The 12047-nt window shown below is 58.0% G+C and carries 16 protein-coding genes; 3 read left to right on the forward strand and 13 right to left on the reverse strand.

Annotation, left to right across the window (positions count from 1 at the left end; genetic code table 11):
• Positions 1 to 2 precede the first annotated feature (2 nt).
• Genes phnK through phnG form a run of 7 tightly spaced genes read right to left on the reverse strand, consistent with a single transcriptional unit; the run spans position 3 to position 4430 of the window.
• The gene (phnK, locus tag AC2FJ5_RS17780; RefSeq protein ID WP_496794185.1) at positions 3 to 773 is read right to left on the reverse strand and encodes a phosphonate C-P lyase system protein PhnK; all 771 of its coding nucleotides are present in this window, start codon (positions 771 to 773) and stop codon (positions 3 to 5) included.
• A 5-nt stretch (positions 774 to 778) separates the two neighbouring features.
• Positions 779 to 1183, reverse strand: a complete 405-nt coding sequence (locus tag AC2FJ5_RS17785) for a VOC family protein (RefSeq protein ID WP_496794186.1) — start codon at positions 1181 to 1183, stop codon at positions 779 to 781.
• Entirely contained in the window at positions 1180 to 2040 is an 861-nt protein-coding gene (locus AC2FJ5_RS17790; RefSeq protein ID WP_496794187.1) for an alpha-D-ribose 1-methylphosphonate 5-phosphate C-P-lyase PhnJ, read from the reverse strand. The genes AC2FJ5_RS17785 and AC2FJ5_RS17790 overlap by 4 nt, the downstream gene beginning before the upstream one ends.
• The gene (locus tag AC2FJ5_RS17795) at positions 2033 to 2305 is read right to left on the reverse strand and encodes a hypothetical protein (RefSeq protein WP_496707702.1); all 273 of its coding nucleotides are present in this window, start codon (positions 2303 to 2305) and stop codon (positions 2033 to 2035) included. Before AC2FJ5_RS17795 ends, AC2FJ5_RS17790 begins: the two co-directional genes overlap by 8 nt.
• A complete protein-coding gene (locus tag AC2FJ5_RS17800) occupies positions 2302 to 3393 on the reverse strand; it encodes a carbon-phosphorus lyase complex subunit (protein WP_142639341.1) in 1092 nt (363 codons plus the stop codon). Before AC2FJ5_RS17800 ends, AC2FJ5_RS17795 begins: the two co-directional genes overlap by 4 nt.
• 3 nt (positions 3394 to 3396) lie before the next feature.
• Positions 3397 to 3972: a phosphonate C-P lyase system protein PhnH gene (gene phnH / locus AC2FJ5_RS17805; RefSeq protein ID WP_496794189.1), complete on the reverse strand. Its 576-nt coding sequence runs from the start codon at positions 3970 to 3972 to the stop codon at positions 3397 to 3399.
• Positions 3972 to 4430, reverse strand: coding sequence for a phosphonate C-P lyase system protein PhnG (gene phnG, locus AC2FJ5_RS17810; protein WP_496794190.1), 459 nt, complete (start codon positions 4428 to 4430; stop codon positions 3972 to 3974). Before phnG ends, phnH begins: the two co-directional genes overlap by 1 nt.
• A gap of 102 nt (positions 4431 to 4532) precedes the next feature.
• Here phnG and phnF point away from each other — a divergent pair, with 102 nt between their 5' ends.
• Positions 4533 to 5243: a phosphonate metabolism transcriptional regulator PhnF gene (gene phnF, locus AC2FJ5_RS17815; protein WP_496794191.1), complete on the forward strand. Its 711-nt coding sequence runs from the start codon at positions 4533 to 4535 to the stop codon at positions 5241 to 5243.
• Between the two features lie 131 nt (positions 5244 to 5374).
• On the opposite strand, the gene AC2FJ5_RS17820 is transcribed toward phnF, so the two are convergent.
• From AC2FJ5_RS17820 to phnC, 5 genes are all read right to left on the reverse strand, one after another.
• Positions 5375 to 5989, reverse strand: a complete 615-nt coding sequence (locus AC2FJ5_RS17820) for an LbetaH domain-containing protein (RefSeq protein ID WP_496794193.1) — start codon at positions 5987 to 5989, stop codon at positions 5375 to 5377.
• A gap of 23 nt (positions 5990 to 6012) precedes the next feature.
• Positions 6013 to 7380: a phosphonate ABC transporter, permease protein PhnE gene (gene phnE / locus AC2FJ5_RS17825; RefSeq protein ID WP_496794194.1), complete on the reverse strand. Its 1368-nt coding sequence runs from the start codon at positions 7378 to 7380 to the stop codon at positions 6013 to 6015.
• Positions 7377 to 8258, reverse strand: a complete 882-nt coding sequence (gene phnE, locus AC2FJ5_RS17830; RefSeq protein ID WP_496794195.1) for a phosphonate ABC transporter, permease protein PhnE — start codon at positions 8256 to 8258, stop codon at positions 7377 to 7379. Before phnE (AC2FJ5_RS17830) ends, phnE (AC2FJ5_RS17825) begins: the two co-directional genes overlap by 4 nt.
• Positions 8259 to 8321: 63 nt before the next feature.
• Positions 8322 to 9224 (reverse strand): phosphonate ABC transporter substrate-binding protein, encoded by a 903-nt coding sequence (gene phnD / locus AC2FJ5_RS17835; RefSeq protein WP_496703501.1) that lies wholly within the window; start codon positions 9222 to 9224, stop codon positions 8322 to 8324.
• Between the two features lie 68 nt (positions 9225 to 9292).
• Entirely contained in the window at positions 9293 to 10114 is an 822-nt protein-coding gene (gene phnC / locus AC2FJ5_RS17840) for a phosphonate ABC transporter ATP-binding protein (RefSeq protein WP_496794196.1), read from the reverse strand.
• A gap of 163 nt (positions 10115 to 10277) precedes the next feature.
• Here phnC and rpe point away from each other — a divergent pair, with 163 nt between their 5' ends.
• Together rpe and AC2FJ5_RS17850 are read left to right on the forward strand one after the other, a co-directional pair.
• On the forward strand, positions 10278 to 10967 hold the full coding sequence (gene rpe, locus AC2FJ5_RS17845) for a ribulose-phosphate 3-epimerase (RefSeq protein ID WP_496794198.1): 690 nt from the start codon (positions 10278 to 10280) through the stop codon (positions 10965 to 10967).
• Positions 10968 to 11239: 272 nt separating this feature from the next.
• Positions 11240 to 11704 carry a hypothetical protein gene (locus tag AC2FJ5_RS17850; RefSeq protein WP_496794199.1) on the forward strand — a complete coding sequence of 155 codons (465 nt, stop codon included), beginning with the start codon at positions 11240 to 11242 and terminating at the stop codon, positions 11702 to 11704.
• A 244-nt stretch (positions 11705 to 11948) separates the two neighbouring features.
• Here the strand turns inward: AC2FJ5_RS17850 and AC2FJ5_RS17855 are convergent.
• On the reverse strand, positions 11949 to 12047 hold a 99-nt coding region (locus AC2FJ5_RS17855), incomplete at its 5' end, for an EF-Tu C-terminal domain-related protein (protein ID WP_496794207.1).

Consider the following 12047-nt stretch of genomic DNA (forward strand, 5'->3'; position numbering starts at 1 on the left):
CCTCATACCTGCAACACGCTGGACACCAGCAGTTGCGTATAGGCATGCTGCGGATCGTCCAGAACTTGATCAGTCAATCCGGCCTCGACCACATGACCGCTTTTCATCACCATCAGCCGATCCGCCAGCAGACGGACAACGGCAAGATCATGGGTGACAATGATGGCGCTCAGCCCCATTTCCCGAACCAACCCGCGCAACAGGTCCAACAGGCGAGCCTGTACCGAGACGTCCAGACCACCAGTCGGTTCATCCATGAAGACCAGCCTGGGGCCGGTCACCAGATTCCGCGCGATCTGCAGGCGCTGCTGCATGCCACCGGAAAACGCGGTCGGACGATCATCAATCCGCTCCGCTTCGATCTCAACCCGACCCAGCCAGTCGATCGCCTTGTCGCGGATATCGCCATAGTGGCGGCCACCTACGGCCATCAGTCGTTCGCCGATATTTCCGCCCGCACTGACAGACATACGCAAGCCATCGCGCGCATGTTGGTGCACGAATGCCCAATCGGTGCGGCTCAGCATCCGGCGTTCAGGTTCCGACATGGTCACGGTATCCACCGGACCGTCTGCACGAGTGTCAAAGATCACCTGCCCCGCATCCGGCACCAGATGACCTGCCAGACAGTTCAGCAGGGTTGACTTGCCCGAACCACTCTCACCTACGATCCCCATCACCTCGCCGGGATAGAGATCAAAACTCACATCGGTACAGCCGATACGGGCCCCGTAGGATTTTCTGATATCCTGTACACTCAGCAGCGGTGTCATTTCATTCACCTTGGGTCATATGAAAACTCGATCCGATTGCCGCCCGGCTCTCGGATCATGAAATGGAGTTTCGGACCTGAACCCGAGGGTTCAGGTGCAAACTCGACAGCGACGGCAGGCCAGTCTTTGACCGCATCGAAAACCGCAGTCAGCGCTTCTTCATCGGGAACTTTCAAGGCAACATGATGCAACCCGACGTTCTTGTGCCGGTCAAACCCCTGTAACCCCGTGCCTTTTTGCTGCCAAAGCGTCAGCTTCGCCGCGCCATTGGTCACATAGACCGCCGGATAATCCGGATTGCTGCCGAAGACCTCCCAACCCAGCGCATCGACAAAGAACGTCCGAGTGGCGTCGAGGTCCGAAACCGTAAGGCCAAGGTGGTCAATTCCAAGCACATCTTCTCGTTTCATGCGGCATCCTCTCTGGCCAAACGGCCCACATGGCCCGCCTCGCGGCGCGACCGGCAATAATCAGTGTCCGAGCAAACAAACATGCGGGTGCCTGCATCATCCATGATGACTTCATCCAGATAGCTGTCCTCGGCCCCGCACAGATCACAGGGATGGTCGGCCTTGGTGGCCTCGAACGGGTAGTCCTGGAAATCGAGGCTGACGACCTTGGTATGTGGTGGCACCGCGTAGATACGTTGCTCGCGGCCCGCGCCAAACAGCTGGATCGCGTCCATCTCAAGCTTTGGGTTGTCGAATTTCGGGATGGGGGACGGGTCCATCACATAACGGTCCGAGACCATCACAGGATAAGCATAAGCGGTTGAGATCGCACCATGCTGGCTGATGTCTTCGTACAGTTTCACGTGCATCAACCCGTATTCTTCGAGGCTGTGCATCTTGCGTGTCTCGGTCTCGCGCGGTTCCAGAAACCGCAGCGGTTCCGGGATCGGCACTTGATAGACAAGAATTTGATCCGCGCGCAGCTTCGCCTCGGGGATGCGGTGGCGGGTCTGGATGACCGTCGCCTTCTCTGTTACCTCGGTGGTGGCGACGCCCGCCGTATTCTCGAAAAACTTACGGATAGATACGGCATTGGTCGTATCATCCGCGCCCTGATCAATCACCTTGAACGTATCGTCCGGGGTCAAAGTTGCGGCAGATACTTGCACGCCTCCGGTACCCCAGCCATAAGGCATCGGCATCTCTCGGCTGGCAAATGGCACCTGATATCCGGGAATAGCCAACCCCTTGAGGATCGCCCGACGGATCATCCGCTTGGTTTGTTCGTCCAGATATGCGAAGTTATATTCAGTCATTTGATGTAACTATTTTGTTTCTGGTGTTTTTATGGACGTATTTGGTATTTGTTCGCTCTTTTTGGCGATTATGCTCTATTTTATCTGGCGCAATTTTCGCGCAAAGTGGCGCCTCGGGGCCATGGCCCGCGACCTTTCGTGCGAATGGGAATCGCTTGAAATCGTGAATTCGCGCGAAGCTTTCGGCAGAAAATCGCCCAATCAGGGCAGCGACTGGTTTTTGAACCGTAGGACGAGCCTGTAGGGCAAAGCGTTCAGAGCTCATTCCGCAGCCTCCCTCGATGCAGTCCGTTCCTCGGCCTCGCGTCGCAGCTTGCGCACCAGTTCCAGTTCGGATTGAAAATCCACGTAATGCGGCAGCTTGATATGTTCGAGGAAACCGGTTGCCTGAATATTGTCTGAGTGGCTCAGGACAAATTCCTCGTCCTGTGCAGGTGCGCCCAGATTGTCCTCGCCCAGCTCCTCCCACCGCAGCGCCCGGTCGACCAGAGCCATGGCGATGGATTTGCGTTCAGACTGGCCAAAGACGAGCCCATAGCCGCGTGTAAACTGTGGCGGCTCAGTCTTTGAGCCTTGGAACTGGTTCACCGTCTCACATTCGGTCAACTCGACTTCGCCGATCTCGATGGCAAAGCCCAGTTCGGGAATGTCCATTTCGACCGCGACCTTGCCGATCCGCAGCTCGCCAACAAAGGCGTGGTTGCGGGCATAGCCGCGCTGAGTCGAATAGGCCATGCCCAGCACAAACCCCTCATCCCCGCGCGCCAGCGATTGCAACCGCAGCGGACGGTCCGCCGGAAACTCCAGCGGTTCGCGGGTCAGGTCGCCAGGCGTAGCATCGCTGACCGGCTCGTCCTGAATAATATCCTCACCCTTGAGGAATTCGGTGATATGCGGGGTCGGCTCGTGTCGCGCCGTACCTTCGGGCGCGGGTAGAGTTTCGCCATCCGCAGCCAGTTTGAAATCTAGCAGGCGGTGGGTGTAGTCGAATGTCGGGCCCAGCACCTGCCCGCCCGGCGCATCCTTGAACGTCGCCGATATCCGACGGTCACAGGCCATATTGCCAGTTTCAACCGGTTCGGAATAACCGAAACGCGGCAATGTCGTGCGATAGGCGCGGATCAGAAAGATCGCTTCGATCAGATCGCCACGCGCCTGTTTGATCGCCAGTGCGGCAAGGTCCGGATCATACAGCGATCCTTCTGCCATCACCCGGTTCACCGCCAGGCTCAGCTGCTCCCGGATCTGGACCAGGCTAAGCTCGGCCACATCCGGGGCGCCTCGGCGCTCTTCGGCCAACCAGGCATGGGCATTCTCAATCGCCTTTTCGCCTCCTTTGACGGCAACATACATCGCTTAACCCTCCGCGCTGATCTGGGTACTGCGCGGCAGGGCCGCGAGTTTGTCACCGCAGGTAAAGAAGAAGTCACATCCTAAAGGGAAAAGAGCCGCATTACGTTGCAACGCAGGGATATCGGGTAGGTTCAAGCCTGCGCTCTGCTTGATACCGGGACCGTGCAAAATGGCACCGGACTGATCCAGGCTGTCACACTCAACAATCAGAGTGGTTGACCGATCCGGATACTCGGCAGTTCCGATGCGATAGCGATCCAGCCCACCAATTCCGCCCCAAGTGCCGACGGCGAAATCCGCCTCGGCAGCAGGAACCAGCGGCGCGCCGGTGTGGAAGGTCAGCCATTCGCGCAGAGCGTCGGTGTCGAGCTCACCCGCCAGATGTACCTTGGTTTCCGGGTCGCATAATGTCAGCAACAAGGTGCCCGCTGCTACCGACAAAGGCGCTGGGGGCACGGCCCCTGACAGGCTGCGGATTTCGCCAGGGCGTGCCATCACCGTCATCGCCGCGCGAAAAGCATGCGCGGAATCAACCGGTATGTTCTGGAACCCGCCCGAGAATTGAGTTTGCGCAGTCATCACTCTTCTCCCCGAACCAGCGTGAAGAATTCTACTTTGGTTGCCGCCGCCTTTGCCGCCCGCGCGATTTTGACCTCCTGCATTTTCTGTTCCAGCGGACCGAGCAGGTTTTCCCGCACATGGTCTGCTGCCGCAGTCTGCATCATCGCATCAATCACAGCTGCAGCTTCGGCCTTGGGCTTTGACCGGCCTTGAACATAGCCATGTCCGACCGTGCCATCCTGCAAGACCACCGAGCAGCGCGTGACCGTCATTTCACCCAGGTTGAAGGGCGCCCCGGTGGCGCCGGTACGTCCGCGCACCATCACGCCGCCCACTTCGGGGCTGCGCAGCCATTCAAAGCCGGGACGGTCCGTGAGGCCCTTCCACAGCGCCAACGTGGCGTCATCTGGCGCGCGGGCCAGCAGGCCCATCCAGGTCTTACGCGCCTCGGTCGCGGAATCTGTCTGTTGTGTCATCAAAGCCTCTTGGCGTGGTTGTCTACTTATCCTATACAACTATACAAATCATAAACCGCCGCCCGGCGACTCGCAATCGCAACTGTGTGAATTTTTGGTGACATGAACAAAACGCCGATCTGGAAAAGCATCGCCCTAAGCCTGACGTCGGACATTACCGAAGGGCGGTATCAAACCGGCGACCGGCTGCCGACCGAAGCGCAGCTGGCCGCAACGCATGGCGTTAACCGCCACACGGTTCGTCGGGCGCTGTCTGACATGGCCGACCAGGGGCTGGTCCATTCTAGGCGCGGGGCCGGTGTATTCGTCGCCACCCGACCAACCGAGTATCCGATTGGTAAGCGGGTGCGATACCACAAGAGCATCTCGGCCAGCGGCAAGATGCCCGGCAAGAAGATCCTCGCCCTGACCACACGGGCCGCGGATGAAGCCGAGGCCGATGCATTGGGGCTTGAAACCGGCGACACGGTGCATGTCTATGACGGTTTGTCTCTGGCCGACGGGCAACCCATCGGCCTGTTTCAAAGCGTTTTTCCGGCCGAGCGATTTCCTGACATTCTGCAGATTCTGACCGAAACCCAATCCGTCACCAAAGCCCTGCAAAGATGCGATGTGCCGGATTACACGCGCATCTCAACCCGCCTGACCGCGCGCGCGGCCACGGCAACTCAAGCTCTGCACCTGCACCTGCCCGAGGGCGCACCAGTCTTGTTTTCGATCGGCATCAATGCAGACCCCGAGGGCAATCCTGTCGAGTACGGAAGAACAACCTTTGCCGGGGAACGAGTTACGCTGACCCTGAACGAGGATTGATCCCGTAAGCCTCCCGCCCGTCTTCAACCTCCTATCGGAGGTCTCATCCCGTTGGGCGTAGCGCCGCGCAAAGGGGGATCGGCGAAACCGATGCTTCTGCGGGCGCGGAGCACCCAGGGTCACAGGGCCAGCTATTCGTATTTCTCCAAAAACGCCTCAGCCTCTAGTTTGCGAAAATCCGGCAATGCGTCACGCAAGCGGCTGTTGTCCCAGTCCCACCAAGCCAACTGCTCCATCCGATCCGCAACCGCTTGTGGGAACCTGGGGCGGAGTGGTTGGGCCGCCACCCCAGCAACGATCATGTAGGGCGGTACGTCTTTGGTCACCAGCGCCCCGGATGCGATGACCGCACCATTACCGATTGTCACCTCGGGCTTGATGATCGCTCCGTGACCGATCCATGTGTCATGCCCGATATATGCGATCCGGCTTGCGCGATGGGCAAACCACTCCGCATCATCCTCGGCATCGTCCCAATAGTCAGCAGACCGATAGCTAAAATGATGCAGCGAGGCCTTTTGCAACGGGTGATCCGTGGCGCCGATCCGGGTAAAGCTGGCAACGTTCGAAAACTTGCCGATCTGGGCGTTGGCGATGTCGCAGGTCCGGTCGCAATAGGAATAGTCGCCCCAGACCGCGTTGGCGATCCGACTGCCGGTGCCAATCTCGACAAATGCACCAAAGCTGCTGTTAGTAATCTGGCAATCGGGATGGATGAACGGTTCATCCGTGCGCAATCGTGCCATAGTCCTGACCTTTCAAGCTGCGCTCACGGCAGAATAAAATCTTTGGTTTTCGCGTTGCTCGGCTTGCTCTTCTTGCCGCTGTCGCCCTGGATCAGACGACGCCGTAACCAGCCCGAGAACCAATCCATCAACATCACCATGAGAATGATCAGAACGATGTAATAGGCGACCTCTTCCCAATCTTTCTGAGTGATGATCGCCTGCGTCAGCAACAGACCAATGCCGCCGCCAGTAATCGCGCCAATTATGGTCGCGCTGCGGGTGTTGGATTCGAGAAAGTACAAAAGCTGGCTCAACAGCACGGGAGTGATCTGTGGGATCACGCCAAAGCGATAGCGCTGCGGCGCATTCGCACCGGTCGACTGCACGCCCTCGATCTGCTTCTCATCCACATTCTCCAGCGCTTCTGAGAATATCTTGCCGAATGTCCCGGTATCGGTCACCAGAATTGCCAGCGCTCCGGTCAACGGCCCTGGGCCGAAGGCCCGTGCCAGAACAACGGTCCAGATCAAGGCGTCCACACCGCGTACAAAGTCGAACACCCGCCGTGTGGCAAAGCGCACCGACCGCAAGGGGTTAAAGTTCCGCGTCGCCAGGAACGCCAGTGGCAAGGCGATAATCCCTGCCCCCATGGTGCCCAGAAACGCCATCAGGATCGTCTCGAAGATGGCCCAGGCCACATCCTGATGCCGCCAGATCTTGTTGGTCCAGAAATCGTTGAAAATGGCACCGGCCTCACCGGCGGTGGCGCGGCTGACCAACTCAGGGAAAGATTTGCCATAATACGGGCTGTCGAGGGTGAACCAGAACAGCTCCCACCCTGGAAAATAGCGGAACACTTCGGACCGGTTGCGGGTCACGGTCAGACGCCCCGCATCGGTGGTGATCGCCAGCCGGTTTTTCGAGACGTTGATCCAGTCTGGAACCTCGCCCGCCGGTAGCTCGGCCTGCACCCCAGAGGCGCGGGTGGGTGTGGCGCGCACGACGCCATAGCCGGGGATATCATATTCGATTGTCTCAGGGCCGAAACGCACCACGTGACCATCCTCCAGGTCAATGATCGTGGTTTCGCCCAGCGCCACCCAATCGGGTGCGGTTCCGTCGGGATAGGTGCCTTTGCGGTCCCCTTCGACCGCAACGGACACCTCTCCATTGCGATTGTCTCGCGTGACATGGGTTTTGTAACTGTAGGTGTCGGCAACAAGCGTCTTGCCGTTTTCCCAGTTTGCGCGCCCTGCCAAGCCCGGCACGTCAAAGGCAAAGAACACGTAAATCAGGTAAAAAGCGACAAGGCCGGGCAACCCGAAATTCACGATCCGTTTGCGGTTGAACAGACGACCGGCCTCGGCCTTGAGGTCATCTGTCGACAGATCAGTGGCAAAGGTCGTCATGCCGAAGCTCCTTTTTCCGACCCGTGGGTCAGGCGATCCCGCAGATAGCCGGACAGCTGATCCACGACCATGATTGTGACAAAAAGCAGAAGGAAAATGGCCGCAGCCTCATCATAGCGCCCCTGCCCCCAGGACATCGCATTGCGCAGCTCATAGCCCAGACCGCCAGCACCGACGAAACCCAGAATGGCAGAGGCACGGATGTTGATTTCGAACCGCAGCAAGGCATAGCTGACATAGTTCGGTCCGACCTGCGGGATCACGCCCAGATACATCCTTTGCGACCAGTTTGCGCCCACTGAATGCAGCCCCTCAACCGGCTTGAGTGAGGCGTTTTCGTTCACTTCCGAGAACAGCTTACCCAATGCTCCGGCGGTATGGATGGCAATCGCAATCATCGCCGGAACCGGGCCGCCGCCGAGGATAAAGATCAAAATCAGCGCGATGACGATTTCGGGGATCGCCCGGCAGATATCGGAAATCCGGCGAAACAAAGGGATCAGAGATGGCCACAGCGCCATGCCGCGTGTCGACATCAGGGCCAGGAATGTCCCCGCAATCGTACCGATCAGGGTTGATGCTGCCGCGATATTGATCGTCTCAATCAGGGCCGGAAAGAACCGGATCAGATTTTCCGGCATCGCGCCGATCTTTTCCCACGCTTCCGAGAGAACTTCGGCCGGATAGTCGAAAACCCTGCACCAACCGTCAACGAAACTGCCTGCGTTTCGATCATCCGCAGTGCGGAACCCTGCGGCCATCAAAGCCACAAACAGGATCAGGAGAATGCCACCATAAGCCCGTTTTCGCCGGGTCATTTCTGAGTATTCGTCGCGGATCTGATCGACACTGTGGGACCCTGCGGTCAGGTCTGTCATAGAATGCTCCTGAGAAAACGGGGTCCGGTATAACACCGGACCCCGATCATGTGAGTTGCAGGCTTAGTTCGACTTCAGCTTACGCGCTTCGATGATGACCTCGTAGGCTTCGTGCGTGATGGGATCAAAGCTCTTGGCTTCGCCTGCAGCCACGCCGTAGAAACACTCGCGGTCTTTTTCATCCAGCGTATTCCACAGTTCGGTGACCTGAACTTTGACATCCTCGGGCAGAGCCTTGCGCAGAACAACCGGGCCTTCCGGGATCGGAGCAGATTTCCAGATCTGGACCAGATCGTTCATGTCGACCAGACCGGCATCCACAGCACGGCGCAGCGCGCCCGACTGATAGCCGTCTTCCCAATCGCCCAGACCGTCGGCCCAGGTCACGCCGCCGTCAACGTCACCGTTGTTTACCGCAACGATAGTCTGTTCGTGACCGCCGGTGAACTTGACCTCACCGAAGTAATCGCCCGAGTCCATGGTCGCACCGGTGGCCTGTGGAATCTCGATCGAAGGGATCAGGTAGCCCGAGGTCGAGTTCGGATCACCAAAACCAAAGGCCTTACCCTTCATGTCGTCCAGCGAAGCGATTCCGCTGTCTTTGCGCGCAAAGCCTACCGAGTAGTAGCCATAGCCGCCATCACTGTTGACCTTGACCAGAACCGGCTCAACCGCTTCGGGATCGCTCAGATAGGTTTTGGCGTAACCCGATGCACCCAACCAAGCGACGTCAATCGTGCCACCCAACAGGCCCTGAATCACACCGTTATAATCGGCGGGCGCAAACAGCTTGGTCGGAACGCCCAGCAGCTCTTCGGTGTATTCGCGCAGGCATTCGTTTTTGCTCATTCGGTCTTGGGCGTTTTCGCCGCCCAGAATACCAATGCGGAATTCGCTGATTTCCTGCGCCATAGCGGGCGCGGCCATGGCAGTGGTCGCAACAAGGGCAGCAATTAGGTTTTTCATCTGTCTCTCTCCGGGTTGATGTCCCCGACCTCTCATCGGGTCGGGCGATGAAAGGTGGTTGGGGTGGCTCAGATGGTGGCTTCGGCTTCCATCAGGGCATTCTGGGTGGCGTCGAGCGTTTCGATCTCGGTCGAGGTTGCCTCTTCCGAGAAACTCGCATCGGCCCCATAGATCTCGCGGGCGACGCCGGTGGTCAGTTGTTCGGGCAACCCGTCAAAGACGATGCGGCCGTCGCGCATGCCGACAACGCGGTCGCAATAGCGGCGCGCGGTGTCCAGCGTGTGCAGGTTGGCGATGACCGTGCGGCCGTCCTCTTCGTGGATACGGCGCAGGGCCTGCATCACCACCTGGGCATTCATCGGGTCCAGAGAGGCAATCGGTTCGTCCGCCAGAATGATTTTCGGGTCCTGCATCAGCGACCGAGCAATAGCGACACGCTGTTGCTGTCCGCCCGAAAGGGCCTCGGCCCGTTTCGGCGCATGTTCGGCAATGCCCAGACGATCCAGAATGTCGATGGCGCGGTGGATGTCTTCCATCGGGAACAGGTTGAACATGGTGGCCAGCGTCGATTGGTGGTTCAGCGTGCCATGCAGCACGTTCGACACCACATCCATGCGCGGGACCAGATTGAACTGCTGAAAGATCATGGCGCATTCGGCTTGCCAGGCCCGCTTGTCCCGCCCCTTCAACTGGGTGACATCGCGGCCTTCGAACAGGATCTTGCCTTCGCTGGAATCGGTCAGGCGATTGACCATCCGCAAAAGGGTGGATTTCCCGGCGCCGGATCGCCCGATGATGCCGATCATGCACGGTTTGTCCACATCCAAGGTCGCCGCATCCACGGCTAGATTATCGCCGAAGCGTTTGGTCAGTTTGTCGATACGCAGCACAGGCCACCCCCAATTCGTCTTGGCGGTCAGCTACAGCCACTGTTCAACGGCTGTGTGTCAGTAAGGTGAAAGTTTTGTTACGGCGCGATTGTCGCGGGGGCTATCCATCATCCGACCTCAACGCTATACGCATCCTCAACTGTTCAGATGACACGAGGCCACCATGAGCTTTGACCGCAGCATCAAGATCGCCCCGTCGATCCTGTCCGCCGATTTCGCCAATTTCGGTGCCGAGATTCAGGCCATCGAGGCGCAGGGCGCCGACTGGGTGCATATCGACGTGATGGATGGCCATTTTGTTCCCAACCTGACCTTTGGTCCGCCCGCCGTCAAAGCCTTCCGCCCGCATGTCAAAACGGTGATGGACGTGCATCTGATGATCGCGCCGGTCGATCCCTATATTCAGGCCTATGCCGATGCCGGGGCCGATGTGCTGACCGCCCATATCGAGGCAGGGCCGCATTCGCACCGCTCCCTGCAGGCCATCCGCGCTGCAGGAATGAAGGCCGGTATCGCGCTGAACCCGGGCACTCCGGCCGAAGCGGTCGAGCACCTGTTGAATCTGACCGATCTCATCTGCGTTATGACCGTAAACCCCGGCTTTGGTGGCCAGAAGTTCATCGACATGACCAGCAAAATCCGCCGCCTGCGCCAGATGATCGGCGACCGCCCGGTGCACATCGAAATCGACGGTGGTGTAGACCCCAAAACTGCCCCTCTGGTCGCTGCGGCGGGCGCAGATGTGCTGGTCGCCGGATCGGCGGTTTTCAAGGGCGGGTCGGTGGACAAACCTGAAATTTACGGCAAGAACATCAAGGCTGTTAGGGCTGCTGCTCAACTGGCGGCGGATTAATCCTTCGCAACTCCGAGCAGGCTGATCACGAGTGGTCGCACTCAAATTGTCGACCCTTACCAAACTGGCACAGGTAAGGACCACTCCTCTTGTTGTCGCATTTCTGGATCTCACGCCTTTTGGTGGCCACAGAAGGGTTCCGGGGGAAATTCCAGCTAACCTCTTGATTTCAAGCCAACCAATATACGATGGTTCACCTCAAATAGGCTTTGCCTGGCATTTTCTTGCGTGCCAATGCCGCAGGTGACCAAACGATGGTGGAGAGTTGGTGAATGGAAACTGCCAATAAGTTGTTGGACATTGTCCAAAAAATTGTTGTGATAACAGCCGCGTTGGTCGCTGGTTGGTATGTTCTTGTTCGACAGGATCATTCTTCTCACGCGACCTTGACCGTTACCTCGAAAATTCACGATGACTGTACGCTTGCCGCCAGAATCCAGGTGAAAAACCCAAAAGGAATAATTATTGAGCCCGTCAGTTTTTCCATTCAGGCATATAAGCTCGACTACCGGGAAATTGTCGATGCGCCGGACAATCAGCTCCGAATATCTGAGCAAGTAATGACTGTGGAAAACGCGGCAAAAATTGGTGAGACCTTTGCCCGAGTTCTGTCACTCAAGCTGCCTGAAGGCATAACCAGCGAAAACGCGATTATGCTACGAGGGCAAATGACACTTGTGGACAGCACCATCTACAACGAAGAAACGATAGTTGAGGTTCCGCAATGCGATTTCTGATTTTGATTTGGATCGGAACTGGTGTCCTGTCTGGTTGCGCCGCCAGAGTTGGCCCCCAGTGCGAAGGGCTATCCAGACAAGCAGGGTACGACCTTCCGGTAACAGTGAACGAACTGCAAAAGATTCGTTTGCGTGGCTTCTCAGAATGCGCTGATTACATTGAGGAAAACGCACTGATCAGAACCTAGCATCAAAAAGGGCGCCGGATGGGCGCCCTTTCCATTTGATCATTCGCTTACGCGAATTACTCGACGATTTTCGACACTACGCCGGCGCCGACGGTGCGGCCGCCTTCGCGGATGGCGAAACGCAGGCCGTTTTCCATCGCGATCGGTGCGATCAG

This window comes from Ruegeria sp. CDSA221 (genome assembly GCF_059611825.1).